Source organism: Shinella sp., from assembly GCF_035998705.1.
Taxonomy (GTDB): domain Bacteria; phylum Pseudomonadota; class Alphaproteobacteria; order Rhizobiales; family Rhizobiaceae; genus Shinella.
This window is the reverse complement of sequence record NZ_DASYHH010000033.1, coordinates 215,385-231,840: the sequence shown is the minus strand read 5'-3', so window position 1 is coordinate 231,840 and position 16,456 is coordinate 215,385. Positions and strand designations below refer to the sequence as shown.

Below are 16,456 nucleotides of genomic sequence, written 5' to 3'. Positions count from 1 at the left end.
CCATCGACAGCCCGGTTATTTTTTACGTTGCTGTTATCGCTTTCATCGTTGCGGCGATGAAGTGGACACAGATCAGCTGGGTTCTTGGGCGTCTTTTTTTCACACGGTCAAGGCGGCGAACTGACAACAGGCACTGACCACAATCGGTGCATTGCGGCCGTCCTTCGAGTCCCTGGAGTAGTGTGTAGTGAATTTTCGCGAAGGCACACCAACCGCTATTGTCATCGAGATGTACGCCGTTGTTTTCTGGCTGCCTGCTGTGGCGCTGCTGATCGTGCTCGCAGCCTTCGTATTTCTCATCCGCAGTCAGGGCAAGCCTCATTACCGGACACGCCTTTTGTCGGTTTTTCGGTGCTGTGCTTAGCGGTGCCACTGATATGGATCGGAGGCGCCTACGGTGCATTGACGCTTTTAGACCACCCTCGATACGGTAGATATGTCGAGTGCGAACCTTGCTTTTGAATTGGAATAGGTGACCGGATTGTCACCGCATATCGACGCCCTTCAGCGTAGAGGCGCGTGCGAGGGCGTCTGTTCTCGTTCGTCACGTGGCAGTGCGGTTGCGATTTCCGGCATCGACCGCCTTGCCGCGAGAACCGAAGCCCGACCACCGGGCGGCACGAGGCCGCCCGGCCTGTCTTTTACATCGGCGCCGGATAGAGCCGGTGGATGCGGCGAATGCCGTTCAGCACGTCGGGCGAGAGCTCCAGGTCCTTCGCCGCGATATCCGTCTTCAGCTGTTCCATCGTCGTCGCCCCGATGATGACGGAGGCCATGAAGGGCCGCGTCAGGCAGAAGGCCAGCGCCATCTGGGCGGGATCGAGCCCATGTTCCTTCGCCAGCGCCACATAGGCACGCACCGCCGGCTCCTGATGCGGCTGGTAGCGGCCGCCGAGATCGCCGTTCGTCAACAGGCGCGAGCCTTCCGGACGGGCACCGTCGAGATATTTGCCGGTCAGGAGCCCGGCGGCGAGCGGCGAATAGGCGAGCAGGCCGATATCCTCGTGGTGCGACACTTCGGCAAGGTCGAGATCGTAGGCCCGGTAGAGCAGGTTGTACTCGTTCTGGATCGAGGCGACGCGCGGCAGGCCTTTCTCTTCGGAAAGCTTCAGCAACTGCATCGTGCCCCAGGCCGTATCGTTGGAAAGGCCGAAGGCGCGCACCTTGCCGGCCTTGACGATATCGCCGATGGTCTCGTGGATTTCCAGAAGCTCGGCCGCTACCTTCTCGCGGTCCTGCTTGGACGGGTCGTAGCTCCAGGCATTGCGGAAGTGATAATGGCCGCGGTTCGGCCAGTGCAGCTGGTAGAGGTCGAGATAATCGGTGCCGAGGCGGGAGAGGCTGTTGTCGATTGCCTCCAGGATGCCGGCGCGGCTCATCGGGACGCCGCCGCGGATATAGGGGCGGCCGGGGCCGGCGACCTTGGAGGCGAGCACCACCTTGTCGCGGTTGCGGCGCGCCTTCATCCAGGAGCCGATGAAGCGCTCGGTATCGCCGTAGGTTTCGGGGGAGAGCGGCGTGGTCGGGTAGAGTTCGGCAGTGTCGATAAAGTTGACGCCCTGGGAGAAGGCGTAGTCGAGCTGGTCGTGCGCGTCCTGCTCGCTGTTCTGCGAACCCCAGGTCATCGTGCCAAGGCAGATTTCCGACACGCTGATGCCGGTCCTGCCGAGCGGATTATATTTCATGGGAGGGGAAATCCTGTTGTGGGAACGGCGCGAATGTAGGCCGGTCGCCGCAAAGTGCAAGCCGGAAGTCTGTGCGAAGCCCTTGGAAATGCCGGCCGCGCGGGGTGCTGGATCGGCCCGACGCCTTGACTTGGGCCGCCGGAATGTGAATGGAAAAGAAAACATAAGACGGGAGACCCCCTATGAGCGTAGCATTCACCTTCCCCGGCCAGGGCAGCCAGGCCGTCGGCATGGGCAAGGATCTCGCCGAAACCTTCCCGGAAGCGCGCGCCGTTTTCGCGGAAGTCGACGAGGCCCTCGGCCAGAACCTTTCCGCCATCCTGTTCGAGGGACCGGAAGAGACGCTGACGCTGACGGCGAACGCCCAGCCGGCGCTGATGGCCGTCTCCATCGCCGTCATGCGCGTGCTCGAAGCGCGCGGCCTGTCGCTGAAGGATCAGGTCTCCTATGTCGCCGGCCATTCGCTCGGCGAATATTCCGCGCTCTGTGCCGCCGGCACCTTCTCGCTGGCCGATACCGCGCGGCTGCTGCGCATCCGCGGCAATGCCATGCAGTCGGCCGTGCCGGTGGGCGAGGGCGCCATGGCGGCGATCATCGGCCTGGAGCAGGCGGATGTCGAAGCCGTCTGCCGGGAAGCCTCCAAGGGCGGTAGCTGCCAGATCGCCAATGACAATGGCGGCGGCCAGCTCGTCATCTCCGGCTCCAAGCCCGCCGTCGAAGTGGCGGCCCGGCTCGCGACGGAGAAGGGCGCCAAGCGCGCGCTGATGCTCACCGTCTCCGCCCCCTTCCATTCCGCCCTGATGGCGCCGGCAGCCGACGCCATGCGCGAGGCGCTGGCAAACGTCGCGGCAAAGGCCCCGGTCGTGCCCGTCGTCGCCAATGTGCGTGCTGCCCCGGTCAGCGATCCCCAGGAAATCGTCCGCCTGCTCGTCGAGCAGGTCACCGGCCAGGTGCGCTGGCGCGAGACGGTCGAATGGTTCGCCAGGAACGACGTCACCACGCTTTATGAAGTGGGCTCCGGCAAGGTCCTGACCGGCCTTGCACGCCGCATCGACAAGTCCGTCACCGGCATCGCCATCAACACGCCGGCCGATATCGACAGTGCGCTTGCCGCGCTCATAGGATGAGGAAGTAGGCAGTAGGCGTTAGGCATTGGGGAAGAAAATCTGCTGCCTATTGCCTACTGGCTAACTCCTGCCTCCATTCGCGCCAACAAAAGGACACCAACCCCATGCTTGACATTACCGGCCGAAAGGCCCTCGTTACCGGCGCGTCCGGCGGCATCGGCGAAGAGATCGCCCGCATCCTCCATGCCCAGGGCGCCATTGTCGGCCTGCACGGCACGCGCGTCGAAAAGCTGGAAACGCTCGCCAACGAGCTTGGCGAACGCGTGCATATCTTCCCGGCGAACCTCTCCGACCGCGCCGAGGTGAAGGCGCTCGGCGAGAAGGCGGAGGCCGATCTCGGCGGGGTCGATATCCTCGTCAACAATGCCGGCATCACCAAGGACGGCCTGTTCGTGCGCATGAGCGACGACGACTGGGATGCGGTTCTCGAAGTGAACCTGACGGCGGTCTTCCGCCTTACACGCGAGCTCACCCACCCGATGATGCGCCGCCGTTATGGCCGCATCATCAACATCACCTCCGTCGTCGGCGTCACCGGCAATCCGGGCCAGGCGAACTATTGCGCCGCCAAGGCCGGCATGATCGGCTTCACCAAGTCGCTTGCCGCCGAGATCGCCACCCGCAACGTGACGGTCAACTGCGTCGCCCCCGGCTTCATCGAAAGTGCGATGACCGGCAAGCTGAACGACAAGCAGAAGGACGCCATCATGGGCGCCATTCCGATGAAGCGCATGGGCACCGGGGCGGAAGTGGCGTCTGCCGTCGCCTTCCTCGCCTCGTCGGAAGCGTCCTACATGACGGGCCAGACGCTGCATGTGAACGGTGGCATGGCGATGATCTGACGAGGGGCAAAGCGCCCGGTCAACCAGCTGAAATTGCATGTTGACCGCCGGAGCCCCCGCCATTTTCGCACTTTGCGACAGACATAAACCGTGTTAATCGGGCCATGACTGTCAGCAGTCGACCGTGAAATGCCTGCGCGTTCAGGCGGTACGAAACAGTATCGCCAATGCCGCATTTCCGGTTGAAGGGATTGCCGGATGTGTTCTTGAGGCACATCGGGCGTGTTGAGTGTCCGGTGCCGTGACAGGCGCCGATCAAAAACAAAGGTCGAGGAATCCGACATGAGCGACGTAGCAGAACGCGTAAAGAAAATTGTCATTGATCATCTGGGTGTTGACGCCGAAAAGGTCAGCGAAGGCGCAAGCTTCATCGATGATCTTGGCGCGGACTCGCTCGACACCGTCGAACTGGTCATGGCGTTCGAAGAAGAATTCGGCGTCGAGATCCCGGACGATGCTGCTGACTCGATCCTGACGGTCGGCGACGCGGTCAAGTTCATCGAGAAGGCCCAGGCCTGATCTGACGTCCGGCGGGCCGCTTTGTGCGGCCCGTCCCGGTCTCCTACGGGCGGCCGCACCTCCTCGTCGAGGCGATAAAGATAAAAGCAGGTAGGGTGGATCACGAACGATGAGGCGTGTCGTTATCACGGGGACCGGCATGGTATCCCCGCTCGGCTGTGGTACTGAAATCAGCTGGACCAGGCTTCTCGAAGGCCGCAGCGGCGCAGCCAGGGTCACCACTTTCGAGGTCGAGGACCTTCCCGCAAAGATTGCCTGTTCCATCCCGCTCGGCGATGGCACCGATGGCACCTACAATCCCGACCAGTGGATGGAGCTGAAGGAACGCCGCAAGGTCGATCCCTTCATCGTCTACGCCGTCGCCGCCGCCGACATGGCGCTTGCCGACGCCGGCTGGCATCCCAAGACCAACGAAGACCAGATTGCCACCGGCGTGCTCATCGGCTCCGGCATCGGCGGCCTCGAAGGTATCGTCGAGGCCGGCTATACGCTGCGCGACAAGGGTCCGCGCCGCGTCTCGCCCTTCTTCATTCCCGGCCGCCTGATCAACCTCGCCTCCGGCCAGGTCTCGATCAAGCACAAGCTGCGCGGCCCCAATCATTCCGTCGTCACGGCCTGTTCCACCGGCGCGCACGCCATCGGCGATGCCAGCCGCCTGATCGCGCTCGGCGACGCCGACGTCATGGTGGCGGGCGGCGCCGAATCGCCGATCTGCCGCATCGCGCTCGCCGGCTTCGCCGCCTGCAAGGCGCTGTCCACCGACCGCAACGACGACCCGACCGCCGCCTCCCGTCCCTATGACCGCGACCGCGACGGTTTCGTCATGGGCGAGGGCGCCGGCGTCGTCATCCTGGAAGAGCTGGAACACGCCAAGGCGCGCGGCGCGAAGATCTATGCGGAAGTCGTCGGCTACGGCCTGTCCGGCGACGCCTTCCACATCACGGCGCCTGCCGAAGACGGCGACGGCGCCTATCGCTGCATGCAGATGGCGCTGAAGCGCGCCGGCATTCCGGCAAGCGAACTCGACTATATCAACGCGCACGGCACCTCCACCATGGCCGACACGATCGAGCTGGGTGCCGTCGAGCGCCTGGTCGGCGATTCTGCCCCCCGCGTCTCCATGTCGTCCACCAAGTCGGCGATCGGGCATCTGCTCGGTGCCGCCGGTGCGGTCGAGGCGATCTTCGCGGCGCTGGCGATCCGCGACAACATCGCGCCGCCGACGCTGAACCTCGACAATCCCGACGTCGAGACGGCGATCGACCTGGTGCCGCACAAGGCGCGCAAGCGCGAAATCAACGTGGCGCTGTCCAATTCGTTCGGCTTCGGCGGAACGAATGCGTCCATCGTTTTGAAGCGATACGCCTGATTCCGGGGATAAAAACCCGGCACGCCACACACCCGAATGCGAAGAGCGGGGTCGATCCTGCTTTTGCCGTATTGCTCTGTTCAAGACATCGAGCAATGCCCGAACATGAGGACAGTCCGTGAGCGACACGAACGATTCCGGCGAGACGCAGTTTGGCCGCGGCGAGGCATCCGGCCAGCCGCGCATCATCCCCAAGTCCGCCAGCGAGGCCCTTCGGCCGGAACAGGTGCCGCAGCCGCCGAGCCGCAAGCGCTCGCGCAAGGCGCGCAGCCAGATCGTCATCTTCCTGAATTTCGTCATGACCGTGGTCGTCTTCGCGTCGATCATCGGCATCGGCGTGTTCTATTACGGCGTGAAGAGCTACGAGGAACCGGGCCCGCTCACCGCCAACACCAACTTCATCGTGCGCGCCGGCGCCGGCACGAACGAGATCGCGGCCAACCTCGAACGCAACAATGTCATCAGCGACAGCCGCGTCTTCCGCGTGCTGTCGCGCGTCTATCTCGACGGCGACACGCTGAAGGCGGGCGAATACGAGATCAAGGCCGGCGCCACGATGCGCGAGATCGTCGAACTCCTGAAATCCGGCAAGTCGATCCTCTATTCGGTCTCCGTGCCGGAGGGCCTGACGGTCAAGCAGGTGTTCAAGCGCCTGAGCGACGATCCCGTGCTCGAAGGCGACCTGCCGGCCGAACTTCCGGTCGAAGGCTCGCTGATGCCGGACACCTACAAGTTCTCGCGCGGCACCAAGCGCGCCGACATCCTGCACCAGATGCAGGACGCGCAGAAGGCGTTGATCGACCAGATCTGGGAGCGCCGTGACGACGACCTGCCGGTCGCCACCCGCGAGGAATTCGTCACGCTGGCCTCGATCGTCGAGAAGGAGACGGGCAGGGCCGACGAGCGGCCGCGCGTCGCCTCGGTCTTCCTGAACCGGCTGGAGAAGGGCATGCGCCTGCAGTCCGACCCGACGATCATCTACGGCATCTTCGGCGGCGAGGGTAAGCCGGCCGATCGCCCGATCTTCCAGTCGGACATTCAAAAGCAGACGCCGTTCAACACCTATATCATCAAGGGCCTGCCGCCGACGCCGATCGCCAATCCCGGCCGCGCGGCGCTCGAAGCCGTGGCGAACCCGTCGCGCACCCCGGACCTCTATTTCGTTGCCGACGGCACCGGCGGCCACGTCTTTGCCGAAACGCTGGACGAGCACAACCAGAACGTCCGCCGCTGGCGAAAGCTGGAGGCGGAGAAGGCGGCAGAGGCTGCGAAAGAGGCGGAAGCGGCCGGCTCCCAGTAGAAGGGGCCGGTGGGCGACCGGGCGATGCCTTTGATGTGGATCGCCGCGCGATCCGCCGGCTTCGCCGTTTCCAACCCCGGCAAACTGTTCCATTTTGAGCGCGTGATTCCGTGCGAGCCGCCTCGTGCGGTTCGGGTGCCGCTGTTGACGAGCCCCGGCGGGCGCGAGGGGAGAACGACATGACATTGCAATCGATGACCGGCTTTGCGCGGGTCGAGGGAACCAGCGGGCGCACCCGCTGGGCGTGGGAGCTGCGCTCGGTCAACGGCAAGGGCCTCGACCTCCGGCTCCGCCTGCCGCCCGGTTTCGAGGCCATCGAGGCCGATGTGCGCCGCCTGGCGGGCGAGGCGTTTTCGCGCGGCAATCTCCAGATCGGGCTTGCGGTGAGCGTCAGCGAGGCGCAAATCGAGGCGGTGGTGAACCAGGGCGCGCTCGCAGCCGTGCTGGCGCTGCGCGACCAGCTTGCCGGCATGGTCGATCCCGCCCCGCTCAAGCTCGACACGCTGCTGTCGGTGCGCGGCATCGTCGATTTCCGCGAGGCCGAGGAGAGCGAAACGGAGCGCGCGGCGCGCGACGGCGATATCCGCGCGGGCTTTGCCGAGGCGATCCGCTGTCTTGCCGAAATGCGCGCCAAGGAGGGTACGGCGCTTGCCGGCGTGCTGCTCGGCCAGGTCGCCCGCATCGAGACGCTGACTGACGTGGTCGAGGCTGACCCCTCGCGCAGCGTCGCGGCGATTGCCGAGCGGCTTTCGGCACAGGTGGCACTCCTCATGCAGGGCACGACGGCGCTCGATCGCGACCGGCTGCACCAGGAGGCCGCCCTCATCACCACCAAGGCGGATCTGCGCGAGGAGATCGACCGGCTGAAGGCGCATGTCGCGGCGGCGCGCGAACTTCTGGCGCAGGGCGGGCCGGTCGGCCGCAAGCTCGATTTTCTCGCACAGGAATTTAACCGGGAATCGAATACGATCTGTTCCAAGTCGAACGCCGCTGCTGTAACGGCTGCAGGTATCGAATTGAAGGTCGTCATCGATCAGTTCAGGGAACAGGTCCAGAATCTGGAGTAGGCCATGGCCGAGCCGTCGAAACATATCCAAATCGAACGCCGCGGGCTCATGCTCGTCATCTCCTCGCCATCCGGCGCCGGCAAGTCGACGATCGCGCGAAACCTGCTGGAGGCCGATCCGGGCCTCAGCCTCTCGGTCAGCGTCACGACGCGCCAGCGCCGCGCCAGCGAGATCGCCGGCCGCCACTATCATTTCATCAACCAGCGGGAATTCGAGCGCCTGCGCGACAGCGATTCGCTGCTCGAATGGGCCGAAGTGCACGGCAATTCCTACGGCACGCCGCGCGAGCCGGTGGAACAGGCAATGTCCGTCGGTCGCGACATGCTGTTCGACATCGACTGGCAGGGCGCCCAGCAGCTTCAGGAAAAGATGCCGGCCGACGTCGTCTCGATCTTCATCCTGCCGCCCTCGATGACCGAACTGCAATCGCGCCTGCACCGCCGCGCCGAGGATACCGAAGAGGTCATCCAGACGCGCCTTGCCAATTCCTGCGCGGAAATCGAGCATTGGCGGGAATACGACTATGTCATCCTCAACGACGACCTCTCCGTCGCCTTCGACGCGGTGCAGAGCATCGTGAAAGCCGAACGCCTGAGACGCGACCGGCGGCACGGGCTGTTCGAATTCGTGACGAAGCTGGTGACGGAGAAGCCGGATCTGTAATAGTGCTTAGGGGAGCCACACCCCCCTCTGCCCTGCCGGGCATCTCCCCCTCAAGGGGGGAGATTGGATGGGGCAACGCTTCGCCAATCTCCAGCGTTGCTGGTCGAGCAAGGTTTTCGCCTCTTGCCGATCTCCCCCCTTGAGGGGGAGATGCCCGGCAGGGCAGAGGGGGGTAGCTATGAATGCGACCTCAGAGCGCGTTCGCCAGCCGCACGAACTCTTCCACGCTCAACGTCTCCGCCCGCCGCTGCGGATCGATCTCCGCGCGGGCCAGCAGTGCCTCGCCGCCGAGTGACTTGACGCTCTGGCGCAGCATCTTGCGGCGTTGGCCGAAGGCGGCGTGGGTGACGCGCTCCAGCTTGGCCACGTCGCACGCCAACGGGTTGGCGATGGGCTCCAGGTGCACGACGGTGGAGGTCACCTTCGGCGGCGGCGAGAAGGCCTGGGGTGGCACGTCGAAGGCCATGCGGGCGTCGGTGCGCCAGCCGCAGAGCACGCCGAGCCGGCCGTAATGGTCGTCGTTTTCATCGGCCACGATGCGCAGGCCCACCTCGCGCTGGAACATCAGCGTCAGCGAATCCCAGAACGGCGGCCAGGCCTTCGGCAAGAGCCAGTTGACGAGCAGCTGCGTGCCGACATTGTAGGGCAGGTTGGCGATGATGCGCACCTTTTCGCCGGGCGCCAGCGCCTCGAAATCCGTCTTCAGCGCATCGCCTTCGATGACCGTCAGCCGGCCCGGATAATGGTCGGACACTTCCGCCAGCGCCGGCAGGCAACGGGCGTCGCGCTCGATGGCGATCACCCGCCTGGCGCCGAGTGCCAGGATGGCGCGCGTCAGGCCGCCCGGTCCCGGGCCGACCTCGATGACCGTGTGGTCTTCGATGGGGCCGGCGGTGCGGGCGATCTTCTGGGTGAGGTTGAGGTCGAGCAGGAAATTCTGGCCGAGCGCCTTCTTGGCGTCGAGCCCGTGGCGCTGGATGACGTCGCGCAGCGGCGGCAGTCCGTCGAGTGCCGCCATCACGCGGTCCTTTCGTGCAAGGCGAGGTCGTAGGCGAGGCGGATAGCGGCCAGCAGGCTGTCCGGCTTGGCGACACCCTTGCTGGCGATCGCGAAGGCGGTGCCATGGTCCGGCGAGGTGCGGATGAAGGGCAGGCCGAGCGTCGCATTGACGGAATCGTCGAAGCCGAGCGCCTTGGCGGGGATCAGCGCCTGGTCGTGATACATGCAGAGGGCCACGTCATAGGTGGCCCGCGCGGCATCGTGGAACATCGTATCGGCGGGCAACGGCCCGACGGCGTCGATGCCGGCGGCCTTCAACCGCTCCACGGCCGGGCGCACGATCGCGTCGTCCTCCAGGCCGAGCGCCCCGCCTTCGCCCGCATGCGGGTTGAGGCCGGCAATGGCAAGGCGCGGGCGCGTAATGCCGAAACGCTGGCGCAGGTCCCGTTCGGTGATGACGGCGGTCTCGACGATCAGCTCCTCCGTCAGCGCGGCGGGAACATCCTTCAGCGGTATGTGGATGGTGACGGGCACGCTGCGCAGCTTCGGCCCGGCGAGCAGCATGACGGGCAGCGCGGGCCTGCCGGTCGCCTTTTCCGCAAGATCGGCGAGGAATTCGGTATGGCCCGGGAAACCGAAGCCGGCATCGTAGAGCACGGCCTTGGCGATCGGGTTCGTCACGACGGCGGACGTGCGCCCGGCAAAGGTCAGGGCGACCGCCGTCTCGATCGCGCCGGTGATGGCGGCGGCGTTCTCCGAGCTGGGCGCGCCGGGCACGACGGCGGTGGCGCAATCACAGGCGAGTACCGGAAGGGCATCGGGGAAGAGGGCGGCCGCCGTTTCCGGTTCCGCGGGTGCAATGGCGACGTCGAGGCCGAGCAGGGCTGCGCGCTCGCGCAAGACGCCGGCATCGCCGATGAACAGGAAAGGCGGCAGGGAAAGCGTCTTGCGGGCCGACCACAGCGCGAGCGTGATATCCGGCCCGATCCCCGCCGGGTCGCCCATGGTGAGCGCCAGCGGAGGAATGTTCGTCGTCGTCATGGGACCTGCCGTCAGCGGGTTGGAGAGAGCGGACCGGCCGGAAGCTTACGGCTGAGGCATCACCGTTCGGTGATCGTCGCCTTCTTGCGCAGCTCGGCGAGGTATTTCTTGCTGTTTTCGTCGTTCTCGTTGCCGTTCGACTTGGCGAGGTCCTCGGCACGGAACACCATTTCGGCAGCTACGTCGTCGTTGACTTCACGCTTCATGCAGATCGCAAGATATTCGACGCCGCGTTCGGTGACGCGCGTGCCGGTCGTCTGGCCATCGGCCTTTTCGATCAGCGGCTTCCAGTCCTCCGGCATTTCCGGCGCCAGCACGCGGCCGAGATCGCGGATCGAGACGTCGCGCATCGTCGCGGCAAACACCTTTGCCTGGTCGCAGCCCGGGAATTTCGAGCGCGAGGCTTCCGCCTCCGCCTTGCGCTTGCCGAGAATGGCGTTGCGGCGCTTTTCCGGCACGACGAAGATGACCTGCTTGAGGAAATATTCCGTCGTCACCGGCTTCTTGCCGCCGTTTGCCTGCATGCGCTCGACAAGCGTCTTGCCGGTGGCCGTGCCGCTGTAGCGGGCGTTGACCACGCGCGGCCAGCTCATCTGCACGGCGATATACTGCTTGAAGTGCTCGACGCCGACGCCGGCGCGGTCAAGAACTTCGCCCAGCTGCTTGGTCGTCATCTTGTTGGACGAGGCAAAACGCGCATAGGCGGCTTCGACATCGGAACTGCTGACGGAATTGCGCACACGCAGGATTTCCGTCCGCTTCAGCGCATCCTCGATCATCTGCTCGCGGGCCATGGCGCGCAGATTGCCCTTGGCGCGCTGCAGCCTGAGGAAGGCGGCGCGGCGTTCGACCTCGCCGGAGGTGACCGGCATGTTGTTGACGACAGCCACGACGGAGCTTGCCGCCTGAACCGTGCCAACGGGGGCCGCGATCGTCACGGCGGCGGCAAGTGCCACGCCCATCATCATGGAGCGCACCAGAGATTGTCTGCCCATCATGCCAGTCCCTTTCCCAAACCCATTGCCGCGTCCACCGGTGCCATTCGTGCGGGCGCGCCTCCCATGCGGAAGGCGTTCACCGGCGGGCGTTCTCCCGGATGTGCATAATACATGCGGCCAAACGATGACAAGAGCGGCAGCGCGGCCTATTCGAAGCCGGACAGCGTCGTATCGCCGACATTGATGTCGCCGAGCGTGCGGAACATCAGCCGCGCACCGATCGACCAGTCGTTCGCCGTCGTGCCGGATTTGTCGCGCGTCTGCTCGTAGACGACCGAGAAGACCGTGTCGCGATCGTCGTAGGAGAAGCCGAAGCCGTTGCGCGACAGGCTCTGGCGGTTGATGTCGTAGGTCAGCGACCCGAACACCGACCAGTAATTCTCGAACTTGAAGGCCGCGGCACTCTGGATTTCGCTGGCATTCTCCGCCAGGCCGTAAAGCGGCTGCGCGGCGATGCGCGTATAGGTGACCTCGGTCTCGAAGCGTGCGCCGTCGAAGCGCACCGACGTGTCCGAGCGGCGCAGCGACAGGTCGTTCTTGTCGAGCCGCGCGCTGTGGGCGAACGAAAGGCCGTTCGGCAGGTCGAAGCCGGCCATGCCGACATAGTCCGACGTATCCCGTTCAAGGCCGGAATTCGCGCCGACATTCACGAGGTCCGGCGTCGCGAAGGAATTGACGCCGCCGAGATGGAAGGACTGGCCGACGATCGAGCGCAGGCGCACGCCGTTGTCGAAGGTGCCGGTGTAACGCAGGCCGATATTGGCGCGCGAGCCGCCCTCGATGCGGTCGTAGCCGGAGAACTTGTCGCGCTCGAACAGGTTGGTCGCGTCGAACACGAAGCTCTGGGCGTCCTCGTTCGGCAGTCCGCCGGCGTGATCCTCGTCCGGGCGGAAATAGATCTGCGCGATCGGTTCGAAGAGGTGGGTGCTGGTGTCGGTCGTCGCGAGAATGGGGTAGCGCGCCTCGAGGCCGGCGGTCAGCATCGAGCGGGTCGCGCTGTCGTCGCTCTCGTAGATGCCGGCATACGCCACGCCGGGGTCGTTCATGTTGAGGCGGTGCACATCGCCGCGTGCCGCCAGCAGCGGCGTCAGCACGAGGCCGCCCGGCACGACGAACTGGCGCTTCCATTCGAGTTCGCTGGTCAGCCGCGTCGTGCCGCCGGCAAGCCCGCGGAACCGCTCGTTGCCGCGCACGCTATACCGGTCGGTGAGGTCGCGCTCGATATTGGTGATGTTCGTCGTAATCGAGAGCTCGCCGCCCAACACCGGCTGCGGCGCGATATATTCGTAGTCGAGCGTCTGGGCGATCGCCTGCTTGCGCTCCAGCCGGTTCTGCGGGTCTGCGTCCTGCACGTCGAAATAGAACGAACGCATGTCGAAGACGTTGCGGCGGCCAAGCCCGGTCAGGTAGACCTGATTGGTGTGGATGCGGTCTTTCAGACCGTCCAGATTATAGGTGCGCGAAAAGTTGTTGTCGCTCTGCACCATGACGTCCCAGCCGAAAGCCCAGCGGGGATTGATCTTGAAGCGGCCCTCGGAGGCGACCATGCCGCGGAAATCGTCGCGCCGGTCGCTCGTGCCGGCGGAAAACACGCCCGGATTCCACTGGTCGATGCCGGCCGCGCGCAGCGTGACCTGGCCGTTGTGGAAGCGCTTGCGGAACTCCGTCTCGACGAGGAAACCCTGCCGGGTCAGCACACTCGGCGAGATCGTCGCGTCCATGTCCGGGGCGATGGCGAAATAATAGGGCGTCTTGATGCCGAGGCCGAGCTTCTGCTCATAGCTGAACTGCGGGAACAGGAAGCCGCTCTTGCGCTTCACCGTATGATCCGGAACTTCCAGCACGGGAATATAGGCGATCGGCCGGCCGAACATCTCGAAGCGCGCGCGCTCGAGACGGATCGTCTTGGTGCGGCCGTTCTGCACGACGCGCTCGGCCTTGATCTGCCAGAGCGAGCGGTGCGTCGGATCCGTGGCGCAGGGCGTGCAGGCGGTATAGACGGCGTGGTTGAGGATCATCTCCTCGCCGTTGACGCGCTCGCCGCTGGTCGCCGCCAGCTTGGTGAGGTCGGTGGTCTCGATGCGCAGGGCATTGACGAAGCCGTTGGCGAAATCGTCCGACAGGTCCATCTCGTCCGCATAGATGCGGTTGCCGGTCGGCTCGATGAGTTCGATATTGCCGTGCGCCGTCAGCCGCCCGGTCTTCTGATCGTATTCGACCTGGCGGGCGACGAGCTTGTAGCCGCCATAGTTGATCTGCACCGCGCCGCGGGCGATCACCTTTTCGGAGTCATTGTTATAGACGAGCTCGTTCGCCGCCAGAAGCAGCTTGGCGTCGTCCGGGATATTCGGTTCCATCGACTGGATGTCGGGTGCCTGCGCCCGGGCGGGGAGCGCGGAGGCGGGCACGATGGCGCACATGGCCGCACCTGCAAGCAGGGCGGCTTTCAACCACCTGTTCGTTTTGCGGTCGCCTGCCGCCACTAGCCGTCCTCCTGATGGAGAAGAATGGTCGCCCCTAAGGACATTGCGACGACCACTGGGAGCCAGGCCGCAACGAACGGAGGTACAACACCGCTGCTTCCGAATGCTTTCACAAGCACGGTGACGACATAAAGCATGAAGCCCGAAAGGATTCCACCCAGAATCACCGCACGCGATTGATTAAACCGGCTAAATTTCAATGATACACAGGCTGCGATCAGCGTCATGGCAACCAGGAGCAGTGGCAGCGAGAGCAGGGAATGGAACTGCGTTTCCATCGCGTCGGTGGGGAAACCGAAGGACTTTGCCGCCTCGATCTTGCGTCCGAGGCTCAAAAACGGAATGGATTCAGGCTTTTCGAGGCTCTCTTGCACGAATTCGCGTTTCAGGTTGGTACGAAGTTGTACCTCCTCGAGACGAACCGGCAACTCGCCGTTGCGCGTCTCGTGCACGTTCTTAAGAAGCCAGTAACCATCTTCCAAGGTTGCCGAATCGGCATCCTGGCGCAGCACGATGCGGCCGTCCGGATCGAAGTGGATGACGGTGACGTTCAACAGCCGCGTGCCCTCGTCGAGAACGGCCTTGGCGCCGATGATCGCCTGGTCGTCGCCATGGATCTGGCGCAGCCACGGCACGGCGTTTTCGGTGCGCGACGCATTGGTGGCGCCCCAGCCCGCTTCAAGCTCTATCGCCTTCTTGCCGCTCCAGGCGGCGATCGGGTTGATGGCGAGAACGGCCAGGATCCCGAACAGGAAGGAGCCGATGACGAAGGGGCGCAGGAACTGCCAGACCGAAATGCCCGCCGCGCGGGTAACGACCAGTTCGTAGCGCCGGTTGAGCGAGATCAGCGACGCCATGCCGGCGAAGAGCGCGACGAAGGGCACGGTCTGCATGAGGATCGTCGGGATGCGCAGCGCCGTCACAAGCAGGCCGCTGGTCAGCGTGTAGCCGGGCAGGGCGCCGACGCGGTTCGACATCTCGCTGAAATCGATGATGAAGATCAGCGAGAAGATGCCGAGCAGGAACCAGACGGTGGTGATCGTGTAGCGGCGGAAGAAATAGAAGCCGAGCGTGCGGATCATGGCTGGCCGCTCCCGCCGGTGGAGGCCGGGCCCGCCCGCCATCGATTGCCGAGGTCGCTCAGCCGTTCACCGAGCGTCACGGGAATGTCGAGGCTCTTGTTGCGTCCGAGATAGCGGATCGCCAGCGCCGCGGTGATGCCGGGTATGAGATACATGATCGGTATGAAATAGACGGAATCTTCCGCATTGTTGGACGCATAGAAACTCGCCCAGCGCACGAAGAGGGCGGTGAGCAGCGCCGTGATCATCGGGTGCACGCGCGCTTCGCGATGCGAACGCGCATCGCCGCTGACGACGAGCGCGATGAGGCCGAAGACGGCCGGGAACAGCCATTCCGTGAAGCGGCGGTGGATTTCGGCGGTGAACGCGCCCGGATTGCGCTGGTATTGCGGATCGTTCGGGTCCGGATCGAACAGATAGATGAGGTCGCGATCCTTGGCGCGGATGTTCGATTTGCCGACGCTCTGCGTCAGGTCCGCGAGATCGAAGGCGTAGGAATCGAACTTGATGATCGAGACGTTGCCGTCCGGCAGCTTGCGGTGCACCTCGCCGTCCTTCATCACCAGCGCCGAGCTGTTCTCGTCGACTGCGCCCTCGCGGGCATAATAGACGAGCTCGAAGCGCGGATCGCGCGTATCGGCCACGAACAGGCCCTCCAGCACGCCGCCGTTGCGCCGCTGCGCAACCTGCACATAGAGGCCGTCGGTGATCTTGCGGAAGGTGTTTTCCTGCACGACGGAGGACAGCATGTCGGCATGCGCCGTCGCGATCATCTTGCGCACGGCGGTGCGCGAATAGGGTTCGACGAAATTGTCGACGGCAAACGAGACGAAGCTCATCGCCACGGCGAGGATCATGACGGGGCGGATGATCGTCATGCGCGAGGCGCCGGCGGCGTTCAGCACCGTCAGCTCCGAATCGGCATTCATCACCGTCAGCGTCTGCGACACGCCGATGACGAGCGCGAAGGGCAGGATGATCGGGATGACGGAGGGGAGAATAAGTGTTGCGAGCCGCAGGAAGGCGAAGATCGACTGCCCGCTGTCGGTGACGAGGTTGATGCTGGCGAGCGCCTGCGTGACCCAGACGATGCCGAGCAGGGGCACGAGCGTGGCGACGAACATCAGCGACGCCCGCCGCAGGATATAGCGCTCGATCAATTTCATCGTTTCGTCCGCGTTTCCGACAGGCGGCTCCGGCTTCGTGCGGTGGCACCCCTCGGAACAGCCATGGGCATATAAGCTTTCTTCAGGCTGATGCCATAGCCGGGAGTCTCTCCGG

Annotated in this window: 14 protein-coding genes; 7 read left to right on the top strand and 7 right to left on the bottom strand. The window is 64.6% G+C overall.

Annotation, left to right across the window (positions count from 1 at the left end; genetic code table 11):
* Positions 1-641: 641 nt before the first annotated feature.
* Positions 642-1,685 (bottom strand): aldo/keto reductase, encoded by a 1,044-nt coding sequence (locus VGN93_RS29350; RefSeq protein ID WP_327510418.1) that lies wholly within the window; start codon positions 1,683-1,685, stop codon positions 642-644.
* A gap of 182 nt (positions 1,686-1,867) precedes the next feature.
* On the opposite strand from VGN93_RS29350, the gene fabD reads away from it, so the two are divergent.
* From fabD to gmk, 7 genes are all read left to right on the top strand, one after another.
* Positions 1,868-2,812, top strand: coding sequence for an ACP S-malonyltransferase (fabD, locus tag VGN93_RS29345; RefSeq protein ID WP_327510417.1), 945 nt, complete (start codon positions 1,868-1,870; stop codon positions 2,810-2,812).
* 104 nt (positions 2,813-2,916) lie between these two features.
* A complete protein-coding gene (gene fabG / locus VGN93_RS29340) occupies positions 2,917-3,654 on the top strand; it encodes a 3-oxoacyl-[acyl-carrier-protein] reductase (RefSeq protein ID WP_327510416.1) in 738 nt (245 codons plus the stop codon).
* A 282-nt stretch (positions 3,655-3,936) separates the two neighbouring features.
* Positions 3,937-4,173 (top strand): acyl carrier protein, encoded by a 237-nt coding sequence (locus tag VGN93_RS29335; RefSeq protein WP_018327362.1) that lies wholly within the window; start codon positions 3,937-3,939, stop codon positions 4,171-4,173.
* Between the two features lie 109 nt (positions 4,174-4,282).
* Positions 4,283-5,542, top strand: a complete 1,260-nt coding sequence (fabF, locus tag VGN93_RS29330; RefSeq protein WP_327510415.1) for a beta-ketoacyl-ACP synthase II — start codon at positions 4,283-4,285, stop codon at positions 5,540-5,542.
* Positions 5,543-5,660: 118 nt separating this feature from the next.
* A complete protein-coding gene (gene mltG, locus VGN93_RS29325; protein WP_319311392.1) occupies positions 5,661-6,842 on the top strand; it encodes an endolytic transglycosylase MltG in 1,182 nt (393 codons plus the stop codon).
* A gap of 179 nt (positions 6,843-7,021) precedes the next feature.
* Entirely contained in the window at positions 7,022-7,909 is an 888-nt protein-coding gene (locus tag VGN93_RS29320; RefSeq protein WP_327510414.1) for a YicC/YloC family endoribonuclease, read from the top strand.
* Positions 7,910-7,912: 3 nt separating this feature from the next.
* Entirely contained in the window at positions 7,913-8,572 is a 660-nt protein-coding gene (gene gmk / locus VGN93_RS29315) for a guanylate kinase (protein ID WP_327510413.1), read from the top strand.
* Between the two features lie 190 nt (positions 8,573-8,762).
* On the opposite strand, the gene rsmA is transcribed toward gmk, so the two are convergent.
* The 6 genes from rsmA to lptF form a co-directional block, all read right to left on the bottom strand.
* Entirely contained in the window at positions 8,763-9,590 is an 828-nt protein-coding gene (gene rsmA / locus VGN93_RS29310; protein WP_327510412.1) for a 16S rRNA (adenine(1518)-N(6)/adenine(1519)-N(6))-dimethyltransferase RsmA, read from the bottom strand.
* Positions 9,590-10,612: a 4-hydroxythreonine-4-phosphate dehydrogenase PdxA gene (pdxA, locus tag VGN93_RS29305; RefSeq protein WP_327510411.1), complete on the bottom strand. Its 1,023-nt coding sequence runs from the start codon at positions 10,610-10,612 to the stop codon at positions 9,590-9,592. The genes rsmA and pdxA overlap by 1 nt, the downstream gene beginning before the upstream one ends.
* Before the next feature lie 59 nt (positions 10,613-10,671).
* Entirely contained in the window at positions 10,672-11,610 is a 939-nt protein-coding gene (locus VGN93_RS29300) for a peptidylprolyl isomerase (RefSeq protein WP_319311397.1), read from the bottom strand.
* Between the two features lie 146 nt (positions 11,611-11,756).
* Positions 11,757-14,093 (bottom strand): LPS-assembly protein LptD, encoded by a 2,337-nt coding sequence (locus VGN93_RS29295; protein WP_327510410.1) that lies wholly within the window; start codon positions 14,091-14,093, stop codon positions 11,757-11,759.
* Positions 14,093-15,175 carry an LPS export ABC transporter permease LptG gene (gene lptG, locus VGN93_RS29290; RefSeq protein WP_327510409.1) on the bottom strand — a complete coding sequence of 361 codons (1,083 nt, stop codon included), beginning with the start codon at positions 15,173-15,175 and terminating at the stop codon, positions 14,093-14,095. Before lptG ends, VGN93_RS29295 begins: the two co-directional genes overlap by 1 nt.
* Positions 15,172-16,341 (bottom strand): LPS export ABC transporter permease LptF, encoded by a 1,170-nt coding sequence (gene lptF, locus VGN93_RS29285; protein ID WP_327510408.1) that lies wholly within the window; start codon positions 16,339-16,341, stop codon positions 15,172-15,174. The genes lptG and lptF overlap by 4 nt, the downstream gene beginning before the upstream one ends.
* Positions 16,342-16,456: the final 115 nt, after the last annotated feature.

What these genes read in the sequence shown, in the direction of transcription:
- fabF (WP_327510415.1), top strand. Translation starts at nt 4,283, where the DNA reads ATGAGGCGTGTCGTTATCACGGGGACCGGCATGGTATCCCCGCTCGGC.
- fabD (WP_327510417.1), top strand. Translation starts at nt 1,868, where the DNA reads ATGAGCGTAGCATTCACCTTCCCCGGCCAGGGCAGCCAGGCCGTCGGC.
- pdxA (WP_327510411.1), bottom strand. Translation starts at nt 10,612, where the DNA reads ATGACGACGACGAACATTCCTCCGCTGGCGCTCACCATGGGCGACCCG.
- fabG (WP_327510416.1), top strand. Translation starts at nt 2,917, where the DNA reads ATGCTTGACATTACCGGCCGAAAGGCCCTCGTTACCGGCGCGTCCGGC.
- VGN93_RS29335 (WP_018327362.1), top strand. Translation starts at nt 3,937, where the DNA reads ATGAGCGACGTAGCAGAACGCGTAAAGAAAATTGTCATTGATCATCTG.
- VGN93_RS29300 (WP_319311397.1), bottom strand. Translation starts at nt 11,610, where the DNA reads ATGATGGGCAGACAATCTCTGGTGCGCTCCATGATGATGGGCGTGGCA.
- VGN93_RS29350 (WP_327510418.1), bottom strand. Translation starts at nt 1,685, where the DNA reads ATGAAATATAATCCGCTCGGCAGGACCGGCATCAGCGTGTCGGAAATC.
- VGN93_RS29320 (WP_327510414.1), top strand. Translation starts at nt 7,022, where the DNA reads ATGACATTGCAATCGATGACCGGCTTTGCGCGGGTCGAGGGAACCAGC.
- lptG (WP_327510409.1), bottom strand. Translation starts at nt 15,175, where the DNA reads ATGATCCGCACGCTCGGCTTCTATTTCTTCCGCCGCTACACGATCACC.
- gmk (WP_327510413.1), top strand. Translation starts at nt 7,913, where the DNA reads ATGGCCGAGCCGTCGAAACATATCCAAATCGAACGCCGCGGGCTCATG.
- lptF (WP_327510408.1), bottom strand. Translation starts at nt 16,341, where the DNA reads ATGAAATTGATCGAGCGCTATATCCTGCGGCGGGCGTCGCTGATGTTC.
- rsmA (WP_327510412.1), bottom strand. Translation starts at nt 9,590, where the DNA reads ATGGCGGCACTCGACGGACTGCCGCCGCTGCGCGACGTCATCCAGCGC.